This window comes from Streptomyces sp. NBC_00459, from assembly GCF_036013955.1.
GTDB lineage: Bacteria > Actinomycetota > Actinomycetes > Streptomycetales > Streptomycetaceae > Streptomyces.
In genome coordinates this window covers 8123864-8142072 of sequence record NZ_CP107903.1, presented here as the reverse complement: position 1 = coordinate 8142072, position 18209 = coordinate 8123864, and the positions used below count along the sequence as shown (strand labels likewise).

Sequence of the window (18209 nt, the reverse complement as noted above, 5' to 3'; positions counted from 1 at the left end):
CACGTACAGAACCGGGGCTGATCAGGACATGGGACGAGTCACGGAACGACGCAAGGTGATCCGGATCAGGGACGGGGCGATCTCCGCCCGTCCGGACACGCTCGTCGCCGAGGAACCCATGGAGATCCGGCTGAACGGCAAGCCGATCGCCATCACCATGCGCACCCCGGGCGACGACTTCGCGCTCGCCGCCGGCTTCCTGGTGAGCGAGGGCGTGCTGGCCGAGCGGCGGGACCTCCAGAACATCGTGTACTGCGCGGGCGCCACGGAGGACGGTTCGAACACGTACAACGTGGTGGACGTGCGGACGGCTCCGGACGTGGTGCTGCCCGACATCACGCTGGAGCGGAACGTGTACACGACGTCCTCGTGCGGCCTGTGCGGCAAGGCGAGCCTGGACGCGGTCCGTACGACGGCCCGCTGGGCCATCGACGACGGCGCCGACGCTCCCCCGGTCCGGGTGACACCCGAACTGCTCGCGAGCCTCCCCGACCGGCTCCGCGCGGCCCAACGGGTGTTCGACCGGACCGGGGGCCTGCACGCGGCGGCCCTGTTCACGGAGGAGGGCGAACTGCTCGACATCCGGGAGGACGTGGGCCGGCACAACGCCGTCGACAAGCTGGTCGGGCGGGCGCTGCAGAACGGCGACCTGCCCCTGTCCCGGGTGATCCTGCTGGTCTCCGGCCGGGCGTCGTTCGAACTGGCGCAGAAGGCGGTCATGGCCGGGATCCCGGTACTGGCGGCCGTCTCGGCGCCCTCGTCGCTCGCCGTCGACCTGGCGGCCGAGTCAGGGCTGACCCTGGTGGGCTTCCTCCGGGGCGCCAACATGAACGTGTACGCGGGCGAGGACCGTATCGCCCTGCAGGCCGCGGCCTCCCAGGGCTGACCGGCTTCCCCGCGGCACGGCGGCGGGGCCCCGAACGGCGGGGAGCGCCCCCTGCGCCGGTGGGGCCCCGCCTCTACCTGCCTGCTCGCCTGCACGTCCGCCTGCCCGCCCGCCGTCATGTCGTGCCCGAAACCCGGGTGAGCAGGCCCATGAACAGCTCGCGTTCCACGACCGTGAGCGGCGCCAGCAGTTCGTCGTTCGCCTTTCGCGCGGCCCGCTCGCAGCGGGCCAGCAGCCGGCGGCCCTCGGCCGTGACCGTCACCGCGTTCTTGCGCCGGTCGTGCGGGTCCGGTGCGCGCACGACCAGTGAGGCGTCCTGAAGGTCGTTGAGGACGCCGACCATGTCCTTGGCGTCGAGCCCCACCCCGCGCACCAGTTCGGCCTGCGCGACCGGGCCCAGCTCCGCGACGGCGGACAGCACCACGTGATGCCACATCTTCAGCCCTTCGCGGGCCAGCGCGGCGGCGACCAGCGCCCTCCCGCGGTCGGCCGCCCTCCCCAGGATCCAGCTGGGGAGGACGCGTATGGAACGAAGTTCGACAGACATGCGGAAAGACTAACCAATAATCATTGGACCTCCCAATGGTTATACGTTTATCGTTGGAGCTCCCAACGGTTTTCTGGAGATACGAGGTACGAGGTGCGGATGCGCCGTGTTCGGTACGGGCACACGGGTGGCCCCCTGTTCCTGGAAGAGGTCCCCGTGCCCGAGCCCGGGCCCGGTGAGCTCCTCGTGCGGTGCGAGGCGATCGGCGTCACCCTGCCCGTCGTACGCAAGGTGACCGAGGCCGCCGAACCGGGTCCGCTCGGCGGTGAGATCGCCGGGGAGGTCGTGGCGGCGGGCGCCGGATCGACCGGCTTCCGACCCGGCGACCGGGTGACCGGGCTCTGTTTCGGCCACAGCTACGCCGACTTCGCGGTGCTCCAGGAGTCGATGGCCTCCCGTGTGCCCGACGGTGCCTCGCCGGTCGACGCGGTCGTACTCGTCCGCAGCGGGCTGGTCGCCCTCGGCGCCCTGTCCGCGGCCCGGCCCGCACCGGGCGAAACAGCGCTGATCACCGGGGCGGCGAGCGGAGTCGGGCACCTCGCGGTGCAGCTCGCGCGGACGCGCGGCGCGTCCCGGGTCGTGGGCGCCGTCTCCGACCCGGCCAAGGCCGGCTTCGTGCGCTCCCTCGGAGCCGACGAGGTCGTCCCGTACGACCGGATGGGCCACAACGGCCACAACGGCCAGGACGCCAGGCCCGACGAGGGGGCCCCGAGAGACGGAGTCGCGTCCGTGGACTATGTCCTCGACGCGGTCGGCGGAGCGTTGCTCACCCCGGCGCTGGCCACCCTCGCCCCCGGCGGGCGGCTCGTCGCGTACAGCTCGGGCGGCGGCACGATCCAGGCGTACGACCTGCTGGTGGGCGCCGTGACCGTCACCGGGTTCCAGCTGCGCCGAATAGCCCGCGGGCAACCCGAGTTGTACGAGCGGTGGCGCCGCGAACTGTGGCGGCTGTTCACCGAAGGAACCGTACGACCGGTGGTGCACGGGGAGTTCGCGCTGGCGGACGCGGCCGTCGCACACCGGGTCATCGAGTCCCGGACCAACCTCGGCAAGGTTGTCCTGATCCCTTGACACACGGTTCTTGTGGGGCGGCTGAGCATCCAACTACCGTCTGATGCGCGCAGGTTGGACGTAGGATGTCCAGATTTTCGGATGCCCGATTGTTCAGATGTCCAGACCTCTGAAGTCACGAACTCTGAAGTCCAGACGCATGAAGTCCAGACGTTGAAGGGCAGGGCCGTACATGCCGTCAAGTCTTCACGCACGTCTCAGATCCACCCTCACGGCCGTGTTCACCACGGCCGCTCTGCTGCTCGCACTGCCGAGCCCCGCAGGCGCCGAACAGGCCACCGGGACGGCCACGTTCGAGCAGCAGGTTCTCTTCCGGGCCTCCCAGGACCCCGGTTACGCCTGCTACCGGATCCCCGCGATCGTCCGGACCCTGAAGGGCACGCTGCTGGCCTTCGCCGAGGGGCGCAAGGACAACTGCGGGGACGCCGGTGACATCGATATCGTCGTCAAGCGGTCGACCGACGACGGGCGCACCTGGGGTCCGGTCCAGGTGGTCAACGACGGCGGAGTCGACACACACGGCAACCCGGCACCGATCGTGGACCGGGAGACCGGCCGCATCCTCCTCGCGGAGAGCTGGAACACGGGCCGGGGCGGCGGCAACTGCCCGGTGCCGTGCGACCGCACTCCCCATCTGCAGTACAGCGACGACGACGGGCTGACCTGGTCCGCGCCGCGCGACCTGAGCGCCGAGATCATGCCGCCGCAGTGGAACTCCTGGTATGCGACGGGCCCCGTGCACGGCATCCAGCTCACCCGGGGCCCGCATGCGGGCCGGCTCGTCTTCGGTGTCAACACCGAGACATGGGACGGCAGTCGGATCAGCGCCAACCACGCCGCGCTGATCATCAGCGACGACGGCGGTGACCACTGGAAGGTCGGTGCCACCGACAGCTGGCCGATCGCGGCCGACGGCACCTTCCGGCAGAAACCGTCCGAGGTGACGCTCACCGAGCGCTCGGACGGGGTGATCCTGGTCAGCGGTCGCGAACAGGACGGTACGGACCTCGGACACCGCACCCAGGCCTTCAGCGCGGACGGCGGCAGCAGCTTCCTCGCCCCCTTCCGTGCTCTCCCTGATCTCTACGCGCCCCAGGTCCAGTGCTCCACCGTGGGCTTCGGCGCCCGCGTGCTGCTGGCCTGCCCGGGCGATCCCGACCGGCGCCGGACGATGATGATCCGCTCCTCGTACGACGGCGGGCGCACCTGGGACAGCGTGGACCGGGGCACGGTCGTCACCCGGGACTGGTCGGGCTACTCCGACCTGGTGAAGATCGACGGCGCGACGGTGGGCCTGATGTACGAGGGCGGCACCGTCGACGCACGCGACGAGATCCGCTTCGCCCGCTTCACCGAGGACTGGCTGACCCCGGCGCGCGGCCCGGACCCGACCACCCGTGACCTGGCCCCGCTCGCCCGCCCGGCCGCCGTCCTGGGCGGCGCCGCGCAGACCACCGGCGTGTTCGGCGCCGGCGCGCTGGAGTTCGACGGCGTGGACGACGCCGTACGCCTCCCGTACAGCAACCGGCTGCCGCTCGGCACCAAGGACTTCACCGTGGCCCTCTGGTTCCGCACCACGGCGACGACCGGTGACCGGCCGCTGCTGTGGATGGGCGGGGTCGGCTCCACCCAGCCGCAGGTCTGGCTGCGCGCCGAGCCCGCGAGCAACAGGGTCCGTGGCCTGATCACCGTCCGGGACGGCGCGTCGGCCGTCAGGACGGCCTCCGCTTCCTCGGTGGGCACCTACAACGACGGCCAGTGGCACTTCGCGGCCCTGCGCCGTGGCGGCGGCCAGCTCACCCTCTTCGTCGACGGTACGGCGGTCAGCGTGGCGGACGTGACCGGATCCGTCAGCCGCAACTCGGTGTTCGGGGTGCACATCGGTCAACGGGTGGACAGCTTGCAGCACTTCAGTGGTGCGATCGACGATGTCCGGGTGTGGGACCGGGCGTTGGGGACCGCTGAACTGTCCAAGGCTTCCATGACGGCGACGGTGGATCCGGCGACGGCCACCGGCAGCACGGTTCTGTGGCTGCCCATGGACCAGGTGAACGCGAGTCGCTCCGCGGATTAGGCGGGTCGTGTCCCTGCGGACCCGTGGGGGCTGGTCGCGCGGTTCCCCGCGCCCCTTCGGGGGCGCGGGTGCGCACCCGGCTTCACCTGGTCCGCGGCTCAGCCAGAATGGGTGAGCGGTCCGCCGCGTCCTGCGCGGTGGTCTCCGGGTCGGCCTCGGACTCGGCGACCGGGTCCTGCGAGCGGCGCTTGGCGATCACCGCGCACACCATCAGCTGCATCTGGTGGAAGAGCATCAGCGGCAGCACGGCCAGCGAGGCCTGTGCGCCGAACAGGACGCTCGCCATGGGCAGTCCGGCCGCCAGGGACTTCTTCGAACCGGCGAACTGGATGGTGATCCGGTCCTCCCGGGCGAAGCCGAGCGCCTTGCCCCCGTACCAGGTGAGCGCCAGCATCACCGCGAGCAGTACGGCCTCGACGACCAGGAGGCCGCCGAGCCGCGCGGGGCTGACCTGGTGCCAGATGCCCTCGACCATGCCCTCGCTGAACGCGGTGTAGACGACGAGGAGGATCGAGCCGCGGTCGACCAGCCCCAGTACCTTCTTGTGCCGGGTGACGAACGTGCCGATCCAGCGCCGGAGCACCTGCCCGGCGAGGAACGGCACCAGCAGCTGGAGCACGATCTCGCTGAGCGAGTCGAGCGAGAAGCCGCCGCCGGTGCTGCCGAGCAGCGTGGCCGCGAGCAGCGGGGTGACGACGATGCCGACGAGGGACGAGAAGGAGCCCGCGCAGATCGCGGCGGGCACGTTCCCCCGGGCCATGGACGTGAAGGCTATCGACGACTGGATCGTGGACGGGACGAGGGTGAGGAAGAGCAGGCCGGTGTAGAGGGAGTGGGTCAGGAACACCGGTTCGAGTCCGCGGGCGGCCAGGCCGAGCAACGGGAAGACGACGAACGTACAGGCGAGGACCGTGGTGTGCAGCCGCCAGTGCTTCAGTCCTGCCAGTGCCTCGCGGGTGGAGAGACGGGCTCCGTAGAGGAAGAAGAGGAAGGCGATGGCGGCCGTGGAGGCACCCGAGGCGACGTCGGCGCCCGTCCCGCGTGCCGGGAGGAGCGCCGCGAGGCCGACCGTTCCGAGCAACAGCAGGATGTAGGGGTCGATCGGCATCCAACTCGGCCACTTCAGGCGTTTCACGGTGCTCCACTACTCAGTACGGGACGTCGGGTACGGGGACGGTCGTGCCCTTTCCATCGTCCTCCTCCGTTTCGTGATCGGGAATCCCGTACACCGCTCTGACTGTCATCACGTTTCGCGATAACCCGGTACCGTGGAGGGGTGTACGACCCCTCTCATCTGCGGACCTTCCTGACGGTGGCCCAGACGCTCAGCTTCACGCAGGCCGCCCGGCGGCTCGGGCTGCGCCAGTCGACGGTCAGCCAGCATGTGCGGCGCCTTGAGGACGCGGCCGGCCGTCAGCTGTTCTCCCGGGACACGCACTCCGTGGAGCTGACCGAGGACGGCGAGGTGATGCTCGGATTCGCCCGCCGCATCCTGGAGGTGCACGAGCAGGCGACGGCGTTCTTCACCGGCACACGGCTGCGCGGCCGACTGCGGTTCGGCGCGTCGGAGGACTTCGTGCTGACCCGGCTGCCGGAGATCCTGGAGGCCTTCAGGTACGACCATCCCGAGGTCGATCTGGAGCTGACGGTCGAGCTGTCGGGCACCCTGCACGAGCAGCTGGCCGCCGGAAAACTGGACCTCGTCCTGGCCAAGCGGCGCCCCGAGGATCCGCGCGGCGAGCCGGTCTGGCACGACGAGCTGGTGTGGATCTGTGCGGAACGGCTCCGGCTGGACCCCGACCGTCCGGTGCCGCTGATCGTGTATCCGCCGCCTGGCATCACCCGTGCCCTCGCCATGGAGGCCCTGGAGCGGCAGGGCCGGGCGTGGCGCGTCGTCTGCACCAGCGGGAGCCTCAACGGCCTGATCGCGGCGGCCCGGGCGGGGCTCGGTGTGATGGCCCACTCGCGCGGACTGGTCCCGCCCGGTCTGGTCCGGGTGCCCGACCGCGCGGGCCTGCCGGAGCTGGGGCAGGTCGACTTCGTCCTGGTCCACGGGCACCGCCGTACGTCGGCGCAGAGTGCGGCGGACGCGCTGGCGGCGGCGATCCTGACGAGCGGGGACCGGCTGCACCGGCGTTGACAGCGGCCTCCGGAACCTTAAAGACCGTCCCAAGAGCCCTGGCACGGGTGGTGAGCGGGTCGGTCGGATTCGGTGGAGATTACCTGACCGTAATCTTCTCCGACGGAGGAGGTTCTGTCCGCCCCCGACCCATACAGACGTATTTTCCGCCCCGGGACGGCACCGAAGCTGAACACGCCTCGGCTTGGAACCCCTCCCGCTGTGTGAAGGCGTGGGGTAGCTTTCACGGCGCTGTGCAAAGCGTCACTAGGAGCGGGTTTGCGCGAATTCACCAACCCTCCGTTGGCGTTGGCACCGCCCGTGGGCGGACTGGCCGACGTGGTGTTCGAACGTGCCCAGGAAGACCCCCTCCATGTCTCGCTCGGCCGCAAGGACGAGGTCGGCCAGTGGCGGGACGTGACCGCGGGCGAGTTCCGCGACGAGGTCCTCGCCCTCGCCAAGGGCATGCTCGCGCAGGGCATCCGGTTCGGGGACCGGGTCGCGATCATGTCCCGTACGCGCTACGAGTGGACGCTCTTCGACTACGCGCTGTGGACGATCGGCGCGCAGGTGGTGCCGGTCTATCCGACGTCCTCGGCCGAGCAGGTCTTCTGGATGCTGTACGACGCCGAGGTGACGGCGGCGATGGTGGAGCACGAGGACCACGCGATGACCATCGCCACGGTCATCGACCGGCTGCCCGAGCTGCGCCTGCTGTGGCAGCTCGACGTCGGCGCCGTGCAGGAGCTGTACGAGGGCGGTGCGCATCTCGCCGACGACGTGGTGCACCGGCACCGGCTCGCGGTCACGCCCGAGTCGACCGCGACGATCATCTACACCTCCGGCACCACGGGCCGCCCCAAGGGCTGTGTCATCAGCCACGCGAACTTCATGTTCGAGGCGGACACCGTCATCGAGCGCTGGGAACCGGTGTTCCACTCCAAGAAGGGCGACGAGGCGGCGACCCTTCTCTTCCTCCCCCTCGCGCATGTCTTCGGCCGGATGGTGCAGGTGGCCGCTATCCGCGGCGGGGTCCGTTTCGGCCACCAGCCGCAGCTCAACGCGGCGGCCCTGCTGCCCGACCTCGCCGCGTTCAGGCCGACGTTCTTCCTCGGCGTGCCGTACATCTTCGAGAAGGTCTTCAACGCGGCCCGTCGCAAGGCCGAGCGGGAGGGCAGGGACGGCCCCTTCGAGAAGGCCGTCGAGGTGGCGGTGCGCTACGCGGAGGCCATGGAGGAGAAGGCCTGGGACATGGGCCCCGGCCCCTCGGCGGGCCTGCGGATGCAGCACCAGCTCTTCGAGAAGCTCGTGTACTCCAAGATCCGGGCCGCGATGGGCGGGCGCGTACGGCACGCCATGACGGGCGGTTCGGGGATGGACCGGCGGCTCGGGCTGTTCTTCGCGGGCGCGGGCGTCCACATCTACGAGGGTTACGGGCTGACGGAGACGACGGCCGCGGCAACCGCGAACCCGCCCGAGCGCACCCGCTACGGCACGGTCGGCCAGGCCATCCCGGGCACGACCGTGCACATCGCGGAGGACGGCGAGATCTGGCTGCGCGGCGACAACGTCTTCCAGGGCTATCTCAACAACCAGAAGGCGACGGACGCGACCCTGCACGACGGCTGGCTGGCCACCGGCGACCTGGGCTCCCTCGACGAGGACGGCTTCCTCACGATCACCGGCCGCAAGAAGGAGATCCTGGTGACGTCGGGTGGCAAGAGCGTCCCCCCGGGCGGCCTGGAGGAACGCGTCCGGGATCATCCCCTGGTCGCCCAGTGCATCGTGGTCGGCAACGACCGCCCCTACATCGCGGCCCTGGTCACCCTGGACCAGGAGGCGGTCGAGCACTGGCTCACGATGCGCGACAAGCCCCGGCTGACACCGACGGAACTGGTCCGCGACCCGGACCTGGAGAAGGAGGTGCGGCGTGCGGTGGTCACCGCGAACACCCTGGTCTCCAAGGCCGAGTCGATCCGTACGTTCCGCATCCTGGCCCAGCCGTTCACCGAGGAACACGGTCTGCTGACCCCGTCGCTGAAACTCAAACGCAAGGCGATCGAGGACGCGTACGCGAAGGAGGTCGAGGCCCTGTACCGGGCCTGACACCCGCCGTCGTCAGACGAGTTGGTAGCCGCGCAGATTCGTGAGCAGCAGGTAGCAGTCCTGGAGCGAGCCCGAAGTGTCGCCGAGGGAGCGGTAGATGCCCCACTTGGGGCGTACCCGGTCGGCCAGGAAGGTGTCGACACCGGTGCGTGAGGCGTCGACGACCGTCGTCGAGCCGCTCCTGAGGATCCAGCGGACCGTTCCCGCCGAGCCGTTGCCGACCTTGATCTGGAAGTCGACGTCCGTCCACCTGTCGTGGAGCGGTTCGAGGTTCGTACGGCCGACGAGGATGTCGTCGATGGGCAGCCTGAGTTCGATGGTCTGCACACCGTTCACCCGGCGCAGCGACTGCACGACCATCGGCGAGGTGCCGGCGCCGGGCTGTTTCATCTGCATGATGTGGGTGAAGCTGGTCGTCGCCTTCAGGGAGCTGGGGATGTACATCGAGTACGTGACCCGCCAGGTCTGTCCCTCGGTCCACTTGAGGTAGTTGCCGCCGCTGCCGTTGCGCAGCCCGGTGACTTCCTGGCGCTGACGGTCGGTCGAGGTGTCGCGGTCGACGGTGTGCATGTTGAAGCGCCAGTTGTTTCCTGTTGCGTAGATGTGCGGTCGGCCGGCGGTGTGGGAGTCGGCGCGGTCGTCCTCGATCGTCTCGAAGGCTCCGAGCCCGGCGCCGCTCGCGGAGGGTGCCCACTTCTGCTGCCAGGAGGCCGCGTGGGCGGGGCTCACGAGCGCGGGCACTCCGACGGCGGCTCCGGCGGCTCCGCCGAGCGCGGCGCCGAGCAGGGTTCGCCTGGATGTGTTCATGGTGGGACCACCTCAGCGTGGGGGGGGGTGACTGCCTACGAGGGGGGATTACATATGTGCACGCCGTTCACCAACACGACCTGCGGCGTGATACAGGGTCGCCGCCCGACAGATCACCGTCAATAGTCCGTACCAATGCGTGTGCGCCGTCGAAGATGTTTCCGGCCAATCTGTGGCAAGGCTCACGAGGTTTGCGATCAGGAATGCGGCACGGCTCCTGATCGTTGACGATGGGAGTACCCAACCGACGACCGAAGGATCGAGAGCTCGTGAGCAGCAAGGTCCCCCAGATCACCCTGAACAACGGCGTCGAGATGCCCCAACTGGGCTTCGGCGTCTGGCAGGTGCCGGACGACGAGGCGGAGCAGGCGGTCGCCACCGCGCTGGAGAGCGGGTACCGCAGCATCGACACAGCGGCGATCTACGGCAACGAACAGGGCACCGGAAAGGCCCTCGCCGCATCCGGCGTCCCCCGCGAGGACCTCTTCGTCACCACCAAGCTCTGGAACGGCGACCAGGGGTACGAGTCCACCCTCCGCGCCTTCGACACCTCCCTGGAGAAGCTCGGCCTGGAGTACGTCGACCTCTATCTCATCCACTGGCCGCAGCCGGCCAAGGGCGCGTTCGTCGACACGTACAAGGCGTTCGAGAAGCTCCACGCGGACGGTCGCGTCCGGACCATCGGTGTCTCCAACTTCCTTCCGGAGCACCTCGACCGGCTCCTCGGTGAGACCTCGGTCGTCCCGGCGGTCAACCAGATCGAGCTGCACCCCCATCTCCAGCAGCACGAGTCCCGCGAGTACCACGCGAAGCACGGCATCGCCACGGAGGCCTGGTCGCCGCTCGGCTCCGGCAAGGGCCTGCTGGAGGTCCCGGCGATCGTCGCGATCGCCCAGAAGCACGGCCGCTCCCCGGCCCAGGTCGTCCTGCGCTGGCACCTCCAGCTGGGCAACGTGGTGATCCCCAAGTCCGTGACGCCGTCGCGGATCAAGGAGAACATCGACGCCTTCGGCTTCAGCCTGGACCCGGAGGACCTCGCGGCGATCAGCGCACTGAACGAGGACCGCCGACTGGGCCCGGACCCGGCCACGTTCGAGGTGGGCTGACGACAGTCACGACAACGCCCCGGCCCGCACCGAATCCGGTCGCGGTTCCGGGGCGTTTCGCATGCCCTCAGCAGGCAGGCTCCCGGCCGTCGGGGCGCGGACATTCGGCGTGGACGGAGCATCGCCCCGGCCAGTCGGCTCTCCGCACCCCACCCCGGCGCCCGTCGCCCCAAGCGCACCGCCGCCACCACCCGCGCTCCCCCTGAAGTTGCCTGCCGCCCTGCCCGATCCCGGCTCCCGTCCGATCTCCGCCGCGTCCAACTCCCCGTGGAACAACGGCGAGCGGGCCGCATCGAACCCTGGTCGACAGGGTTGACGCAGCCATGCAAACAGGTCCACCTTGGATCGCACCCGGTAAGGAAACTTTCCTAACAGAAGGGTCCCCCCACAGTGCGCTCTCGAACACTGACCCTCACCGCGGCCGCCGGCGCAGCCCTGCTCGCCACCGCCGCACTCCCCTCGTACGCCGCCGGCACGGCTCGGCCCGCGTCCACCAAGGAAGGTTCGGTCAGCGCGGCCGACCTGCTCGCCAAGGTGACGTCCTGCTCCCAGCTCTCCAACGGCAAGTACCGGACCGACGAGGAGACCTCGGCCTCGATCCCCGTGTGCGGCAAGAACGGCGCCGTGTTCTGGAAGGCCGACCTGGACATCGACTGCGACGGACAACGCACGTCGAAGTGCAACGAGAACACCGACCCCTGGTACCAGGACGACACGGCGTTCCACCAGTCCAACGGCAGGCCGCTCAAGGCCGATTCACTGCCGTACGTCGTCGTGCCCAGCTCCAGCGGCATCTGGAACCACTCCGGCGCCGGCATCAGGGGCGGCGGCGTGGTCGCCGTGATCTACAACAACAAGGTCCAGTACGCGGTCGTCGGCGACACCGGCCCCTCGAAGATCATCGGCGAGGCTTCGTACGCCACCGCTCAGGCCCTCGGTATCGATCCCGACCCGGCGAGCGGCGGCACGGACTCCGGCGTGACGTACATCCTGTTCAAGAACTCGCAGGTATCGCCCATCGAGAGCCACGGCGCGGCGGTCTCCCTGGGTGATCAGCTGGCCAGGCAGTTCATCCGCGACAACTGAGTTCGGGGCGACGGGACAACGAAGCCTCGGAGACGGGAAGCCCGGGTGGCCCGGTGCCGCGTCCATGTACGCGGCACCGGGCTCCTGGGCAAACGATTCGGGCCGTGCACAGGTCAGTTGGGCTGCCCGATCGGCCGTACGACCACGGTGTTGACGTCGACTCCCGCCGGCTGCCGGATCGCCCAGACGATCGAGTCGGCCAGTTGGTCGGCCGTCAGCAGATGGCCCGGCGGCAGGCTGCCGTAGCTGTCCCAGAAGGGGGTTTCGACGCGGCCGGGGGCCACCAGCGTCACGCCGACACCGAACTCCGTGACCTGGCGGCGGGTGTTCTCGGCGAGGCCGGTCACCGCCCACTTGGTCGCCCCGTAGATGTTGCCGGGAGTATGGACGAACCCGGCGACGCTGCCGACCAGCACGATCCGGCCCCGGGTCTCCTTCAGCGCGTCGATCGAGGCCCTGATGAGCAGCGCGGGCCCGAGCACGTTGGTCAGCACCATCTCCGGCCAGCCGGCCGGGTCACCGTCGGCGACCGTGTCGTGGGTGGCGAACCCGGCGTTGGCGACGACCGTGTCCAGCCGCCCGAACTGCTTCAGCGTGGTCTCGACGGCGCCACGGACCTGGTCGTACTCGGCGGCATTGCCGGGAATCGTCAACAGACCTTCGGGGCGCCCGAGTTCCTCGGCGAAACCGTTCAGCCGCTCCTCGCCCCGGCCGGTGACGGTGACCCGGTGGCCGGTGTCGAGCAGCCTCCGCGCGACGGCCGCGCCGATGCCGCTGGCGCCACCGGTGATGAGTGCGACGGGTGAGTCGGGCATGGTTCCCCCTGTGTGAGCCGTACGTGTCGTGACGGCGGAGAGTCCACCACTTGAAGTGCTCTCCAAGTCAAGGAGGTTCGGGCCGAGAGGGGACGGGAGCTCGCCGGAGGTCCGCTCGGCAGGTCCGCCGGTACGGCACACCGGCCGGGCGGCTCCCCCACCCCGTCCCCGACAGCCCTCTGCCCGCCCGTGCGCACAGTTCGCTCCTGGGTCCCCGGGGGCTATTCCTTCGGCTTGGTACCCGTGTACAGGGTGTGCGTGGCCAGGACGAAGACGTCGGGTCGGTGGTGCAGGCTCGCCTTGTCGTCGGGGTCGACGAGGCGGTCGAGGGTGGCGCGGTCCTCCGCGTCGAGCTCGTCCGCGAACTTCGTACGGCGCCGGTCGAAGACATCGATCACGTAGGCGCGGGCCGCGTCCGTGAGCGGGGCGGGGAGGTCGAGCGTGAAGGAGCGGGCGCCGGAGGGGCGCAGCCCGGCGGCGGCGAACAGGGCGGGCCAGTCCTCGGTCTCGCGTACGTGGCCGGGCAGGCTGGTCCGCATCTCGGTGAACCAGCCCTGCTCGATCACATCGAGTCGTGCCTCGAGGCCCGGCCGCCCGAAGCCCAGGTCGCGCGGCAGGTTCCGCTCGGGGAGGCCGCCCTCCATCACGGCGAGCGTGCCGCCCGGCGCGAGTACGGCGGCGAGTGCGGTGAGTGCGGCCCGCTGGTCGCCGACGTGGTGGACGGCCCGGCTCGACCACACCAGATCGGCGGGATACTCCAACTCGCCCAGCCCGTGCGGGAGTTCGGCCTCGATGGTGCTGAAGCGGTCGGCGGTGCCGAGCCGTTCCGCGTTCTCGCGGGCCCGTTCCAGGAGCGGCCCGGAGCTGTCCGCCGCGACGATGCGTGCCTCGGGGAACGTCTTCGCGAAGAAGCCCGAGATGATGCCGGGGCCACTGCCCGCGTCCACGATCAGCCCCGGTTCGGGCTGCTGCCCGGACAGCCAGGCCAGGGCGTCGGCGTAGAGCGGCGCGAACAGTTCGGCCTGCCCCTCCAGATGGGGGATCATCCTGGCGAAGTCGATGTCGGTGTGGTCGTGGGAATGGTTGTGGGCGTGCGCGGGCGCCTGGTCGCGATCGTGGTTGTGCCGGTGCTGATGGGCCATGGTGTACGGGCCTCCCGTTTGTCGTTGGCACCAGCCTGCTCCGACCCCGCCGACCGGGCCAGTTCTGTTGCCGCTACGGCAAAAGGAAACTTCCCGCATGACCACCCTCGGCAAAAACCGGATGCGCGGGCCCGCCCCGCTCCCCCACTATGTCCCTATGGACGACGATCTGGTGGAGCGCTTCCTCGAAGACGGGTTCGTGAAGGTCGAGGGCGCCTTCCCGCCGCGTGTGGCCGAGCACTGCGCACGGCTGCTGTGGCGGGAGACGGGGTGCGATCCTGACGACCCGGGCACCTGGACGAAGCCCGTGCACTGGGTGTCGGACATGGCGCAGGGCCCGTTCGCCGCCGCGGTCAACACCCCTGTGCTGCATGAGGCGTTCGACGCGCTGGTGGGCGAGGGCCGCTGGGCTTCACGCTATTCGCTGGGCAGTTTCCCGCTGCGGTTCCCGCACGAGGAGGAGCCGGACGACGCGGGCTGGCACATCGAAGGCAGCTACTCCCCCGAGGGCGCGAGCTGGCCGTACACGAACCTCCGCTCGCGGGACCGGTCCCTGCTGATGCTGTTCCTGTTCAGCGAGGTAGGCGAGGCGGACGCCCCGACGCGCATCCGGGTGGGTTCGCATCTGGACGTACCGCCACTGCTGGAGCCGTACGGCGAGGAGGGTGTCTCGGGGCTGGAGATCGCCCCGGAACTGGTGGAGGCCTCGGCTCACCGTCCGCTCGCGCACGCCACCGGACGTCCCGGCGACGTGTACCTCTGCCACCCCTTCCTGGTCCATGCCGCGCAACCGCACCACGGCACCCGCCCCCGCTTCATGGCCCAGCCACCGTTGCATCCGGCGGCGCCGTACGAGCTGGAGCGTGCCGACGGGACGTACTCCCCGGTGGAAATCGCGATCCACCGGGGCCTGGGAAGAGACGTCTGAGCGGGCCCGGTGAGGTCGGGAGGCGCACCGCGCCCCCCGACAGGGGCGCGGGGAACTGCGCGACCAGCCGCTCACCGGGCCCGCGGCAGAAGAACTGCCTGACCGGCGGAGCCTAGAGCGCCGGGTAGGCGTTGGCCATGAGCTGCTGGAACTGCGCCGAGAACCAGTGCCCGGAGACCGGGGCGTTCGGCAGCGCACCGGACATGTTGTTGTTGTTCCGCGGGTTACCGGTGTACGTCGGGTCGCACATCCGGTCGAAGCCCTTGCCCTCGTCGTTCGGGATCGCCGAGCTGGAGCCGTCGGACTCGCCCGGAGGCTTCATCCACACGTACGCGTCGATCCCGGTCGCCGGAGCGGCCTTCGGGCGCTCGCCCAGGCCCGCGCCGGACTGGTTGCACCAGTTGCCGGTCTGGAAGCGCCGGTCGTAGCGTCCGCCGTCGACATAGGTGTCGACACTGGTCGTCGCACCCGGGCCGGTGGGCCGTGCGGAGCCGCCCCAGCCGTTCCTCGATGTGTCGATCAGCATGCCGATGGTGGACGGGAAGCCGACCGTGACCAGCTGGTTGCGGAAGGCCTGTGCGAAGGAGAGCTCGTCGGTGTACCGGTTCCAGTCCACCCACTTCGACTCGCGGACCGACTTGCCGGCCACGGTGTCGTTGATGGTGAAGTTGTTCTCCTTCAGGGCGCTGTAGTTCGCCGTGTTGGTGATGAACCCGTGCACGTCGTTGACCGTCGCGCCCTCGGCGGTGGCCGCCTGCTTGAACAGGTCGGCGGAGGCGCCGAAGTTGTCGTCCCAGCCGATCCAGCCGTGGTGGCCGGCGTCCACGTAGTTGTAGACGTTCGGCACGTCACCGAGCTTGTTGAGCGCGTAACCGACACCCTTGACGTAGTTGCCGTTCGCCTTCATCACGTCACAGGCGGGCGTTGCCGTGACCCGGCTGCCGGTGTTGGTGACGAGGTTGGGCAGCGAGTCGATCTCGACGGTCGTGACGATGCGCAGACCCGCGTACTTGGTGTCCGCGAGGATCGCCGCGATCGGGTCGATGTACTGGGTCTTGTACTTGTCGATCTCCGTCGGGCCGAGTTCACCGTTGGAGGCGAGGGCGGCGCAGTCGCGTCCGGGCAGGTTGTAGATGACCAGCTGGACGACGAGTTCGCCGGTGCCCTTCTGCTGGAGGGCCGCGTCGAGGTGGGCGCGCAGGCCCATCCCGCCGTTGACTCCGTTGATCGCCGCGATCCGGTCCAGCCAGACGCCGGTGGGCTGGTTGGAGACCCGGCTGCCGCCCGTCTCGGCGGCGGCCTTCGCCGACCACTCCGGGTTCACGTACACCTTGGCGCCGGTGTACGGGTTGTCGACCCTCGTGCCGGTGCCCGGGCCCGGTGGGTTCGTGGGGCCGCTACCGCCGTCGTCGACGTTACAGGTGACGCCGTCGAGGGTGAAGGTGGTCGGGAGCGCGTTCGTGCCGCTGTAGCTGCCGTTGAAGCCGAAGCTCACCGAACCACCGGTGGCCAGCGTCCCGTTGTAGGTCTCGTTGGCGGCGGTCACGGCGGTGCCGCTCTGACTGAACTTCGCGTTCCAGCCGCTGGTGACCTGCTGGTTACCGGCGTACGACCACTTCACGGCCCAACTCGACTTGGCCGCGCTGTTGTTGGTGACACTGACGGCGGCGGTGAAGCCGGTGGACCACTGGTTCTGCACCGTGTAGGTGACGGTGCAGGGGATCGCGGCGACGGCGGCGGGCGCGGTGGCTACCGCGGCACCGGTGGCACCGGCGACCAGCGCCATGGAGGCGAGGATCGCTGTTCTGGTACGACTCATGGGTGCGGATGTCCTCTCGTTTTCCTGTGGGGTGAGAAGCGCCTTACTGGGATGGGGAGTTGGTGCACTAGCCGATGGCGCGCAGATGGTCGCGCAAACCGATTCCGAAGGCTGTGGGCGTGCCGTCGTAACCGGAGATCAGGGACGGGCCGGTGGCGCAGTTCCAGGTGTTCCAGGTCCAGCCGAGGTAGGACAGGGAGCGGTCGTCGAACCACTTCATGACCCGGTCGACGAAGGAGTGCGCGCAGGTGTTCTCGCCGATCTCGCCCGCGACCAGGGGTACCTGGGCGGCGACCGGCGCGAGTGTGGAGTCCCAGCAGCTTTCGCCGGCGCAGGAGTTGAAGTTGTAGATGTGCCAGGCGGCGGCGAGATTGCCCGCCGGGTCGGTCGGCCTGTACGTCAGCCACTGGCTGAGGTCGTTCGAGTACGCGAGCCCGCCGGCCAGGATCACGTTCTTGGCGCCGGTGGCCCGGACCGCGTCGATCAGATCCTGCATACCGGCGACCTCGTACCCGATGCCGGAGCAGGTGCCGCCGTCCCGCCAGCAGGTCCAGGCCTGGGCCGCCGTGGAGGTGGCGCGGTCCGGGTAGGGCTCATTGAACAGGTCGAACACGACGGCCTGGTCACCCTTGAAGGTGTTGGCGACCGAGGTCCAGAAGGCGGGCGAGTACTGCATGTCGGGCATCGGCTTCTGGCAGCTGGGGTGCACGTCGGAGCAGCCGGCCGAGTTGCCCGTGTACAGGCCCCAGGACCAGTGCAGTTCGACCATCGGCGTCATGCCGTGCGCCTTCACCTTCGCCACCAGGTCCTTGACGGCGGCGATGTAGTTGGCGCCCGCGTACGCGGGTTTGATGTTGGACAGGCCCAGCCAGCACTCCTCGTTCAGCGGGATGCGTACGGTGTTGACCTTCCAGTCGGCGATCGCCTTCACCGAGGCGTCGTCCACCGGTCCGTCCCAGATGCCGTTGCCCTGGACGCACGCGAACTCGCCGCCGGAGCGGTTGACGCCGAGCAGCCGCCGGGTGGCACCGCCGGAGTCGACGAGCTTGTTGCCGGACACGTGCAGAGCGGGTGCCCCGGCCTCGGGGGCCGGCGGCACGGTGGGCGAGGGAGTCGGCGTCGGGGTGGGACTCGGCTCCGAATCCACGTTGCACGTCGTCCCGTTGAGCCTGAACGACGCCGGTACGGGATTGCTCCCGGACCGCGAGGCGATGAACCCCGCGCTGACGCTCGCGCCCGTGCCCAGCGAGCCGTTGTAGCTCTCGTTGACCGCGGTGACGGTGGTGTTGGACTGGGACCACTTGGCGTTCCAGCCCTGGGTGAGCTTCTGACCTGCGCCGAAGTCGAAAGTGAGACTCCAACTGCTGAGCGCCGCCAGGTTGTTGGTGATCCTGACGGAGCCCTGGAAGCCGGCGTCCCACGTACTGGTGACCGAGTACTCCACCGTGCACGCGGGGGTGGCTCCCGACGCCGTGAAGACCGGTGCGACCGCGGTGCCCACAAGGGCGACGGCAGCGCCGAGCACGACTAAAAGACCTGAACGCGGAGGGTGTCGCATGAGCGACTCCTTGCAGATCGGGCACGTCGTTGCGGACATGTCGACTGACGGAATCGCTCCCACTGGTGTCAATGAAGTTAGCGCCAAGTGACGGCAAAGGACAGAGGGGTTGACGTGTTTCCATCAGATGACGTCGTCGAATCAA

At 69.5% G+C, this 18209-nt stretch carries 15 protein-coding genes; 8 read left to right on the top strand and 7 right to left on the bottom strand.

From position 1 onward, the window contains the following. Positions 1-28: 28 nt before the first annotated feature. Positions 29-886 carry a formate dehydrogenase accessory sulfurtransferase FdhD gene (gene fdhD / locus OHN74_RS35885; protein WP_327698723.1) on the top strand — a complete coding sequence of 286 codons (858 nt, stop codon included), beginning with the start codon at positions 29-31 and terminating at the stop codon, positions 884-886. Between the two features lie 115 nt (positions 887-1001). Here the strand turns inward: fdhD and OHN74_RS35880 are convergent, their stop codons facing one another. Next, positions 1002-1433 (bottom strand): MarR family winged helix-turn-helix transcriptional regulator, encoded by a 432-nt coding sequence (locus tag OHN74_RS35880; protein WP_327698722.1) that lies wholly within the window; start codon positions 1431-1433, stop codon positions 1002-1004. 99 nt (positions 1434-1532) lie between these two features. On the opposite strand from OHN74_RS35880, the gene OHN74_RS35875 reads away from it, so the two are divergent. Both OHN74_RS35875 and OHN74_RS35870 read left to right on the top strand, forming a co-directional pair. Next, on the top strand, positions 1533-2504 hold the full coding sequence (locus OHN74_RS35875; RefSeq protein WP_327698721.1) for a quinone oxidoreductase family protein: 972 nt from the start codon (positions 1533-1535) through the stop codon (positions 2502-2504). A 172-nt stretch (positions 2505-2676) separates the two neighbouring features. After that, positions 2677-4578, top strand: coding sequence for a sialidase family protein (locus OHN74_RS35870; RefSeq protein ID WP_327698720.1), 1902 nt, complete (start codon positions 2677-2679; stop codon positions 4576-4578). An 82-nt stretch (positions 4579-4660) separates the two neighbouring features. Here OHN74_RS35870 and OHN74_RS35865 read toward each other — a convergent pair whose 3' ends face one another. Next, on the bottom strand, positions 4661-5713 hold the full coding sequence (locus tag OHN74_RS35865; RefSeq protein WP_327698719.1) for a bile acid:sodium symporter family protein: 1053 nt from the start codon (positions 5711-5713) through the stop codon (positions 4661-4663). Between the two features lie 141 nt (positions 5714-5854). Here OHN74_RS35865 and OHN74_RS35860 point away from each other — a divergent pair, with 141 nt between their 5' ends. Next, positions 5855-6718, top strand: coding sequence for a LysR substrate-binding domain-containing protein (locus OHN74_RS35860; protein WP_327698718.1), 864 nt, complete (start codon positions 5855-5857; stop codon positions 6716-6718). A gap of 258 nt (positions 6719-6976) precedes the next feature. Then, on the top strand, positions 6977-8803 hold the full coding sequence (locus OHN74_RS35855; RefSeq protein WP_327698717.1) for an AMP-dependent synthetase/ligase: 1827 nt from the start codon (positions 6977-6979) through the stop codon (positions 8801-8803). Positions 8804-8815: 12 nt separating this feature from the next. On the opposite strand, the gene OHN74_RS35850 is transcribed toward OHN74_RS35855, so the two are convergent. Beyond that, positions 8816-9610, bottom strand: a complete 795-nt coding sequence (locus OHN74_RS35850) for a Tat pathway signal sequence domain protein (RefSeq protein ID WP_327698716.1) — start codon at positions 9608-9610, stop codon at positions 8816-8818. Positions 9611-9879: 269 nt separating this feature from the next. Here OHN74_RS35850 and OHN74_RS35845 point away from each other — a divergent pair, with 269 nt between their 5' ends. After that, positions 9880-10716 carry an aldo/keto reductase gene (locus OHN74_RS35845; RefSeq protein ID WP_327698715.1) on the top strand — a complete coding sequence of 279 codons (837 nt, stop codon included), beginning with the start codon at positions 9880-9882 and terminating at the stop codon, positions 10714-10716. A gap of 390 nt (positions 10717-11106) precedes the next feature. Then, complete coding sequence (locus OHN74_RS35840) at positions 11107-11802, top strand: glycoside hydrolase family 75 protein (protein ID WP_327698714.1); 696 nt, start codon at positions 11107-11109, stop codon at positions 11800-11802. Positions 11803-11915: 113 nt separating this feature from the next. On the opposite strand, the gene OHN74_RS35835 is transcribed toward OHN74_RS35840, so the two are convergent. Beyond that, positions 11916-12617, bottom strand: a complete 702-nt coding sequence (locus OHN74_RS35835) for an SDR family oxidoreductase (protein WP_327698713.1) — start codon at positions 12615-12617, stop codon at positions 11916-11918. 221 nt (positions 12618-12838) lie between these two features. Continuing rightward, positions 12839-13759: a class I SAM-dependent methyltransferase gene (locus tag OHN74_RS35830; RefSeq protein ID WP_327698712.1), complete on the bottom strand. Its 921-nt coding sequence runs from the start codon at positions 13757-13759 to the stop codon at positions 12839-12841. Between the two features lie 157 nt (positions 13760-13916). On the opposite strand from OHN74_RS35830, the gene OHN74_RS35825 reads away from it, so the two are divergent. Further along, a complete protein-coding gene (locus OHN74_RS35825; RefSeq protein ID WP_327698711.1) occupies positions 13917-14687 on the top strand; it encodes a phytanoyl-CoA dioxygenase family protein in 771 nt (256 codons plus the stop codon). A gap of 112 nt (positions 14688-14799) precedes the next feature. On the opposite strand, the gene OHN74_RS35820 is transcribed toward OHN74_RS35825, so the two are convergent. Both OHN74_RS35820 and OHN74_RS35815 read right to left on the bottom strand, forming a co-directional pair. Beyond that, entirely contained in the window at positions 14800-16506 is a 1707-nt protein-coding gene (locus OHN74_RS35820; protein WP_327698710.1) for a glycoside hydrolase family 6 protein, read from the bottom strand. A 67-nt stretch (positions 16507-16573) separates the two neighbouring features. Next, a complete protein-coding gene (locus tag OHN74_RS35815; RefSeq protein WP_327698709.1) occupies positions 16574-18064 on the bottom strand; it encodes a cellulase family glycosylhydrolase in 1491 nt (496 codons plus the stop codon). Positions 18065-18209 lie beyond the last annotated feature (145 nt).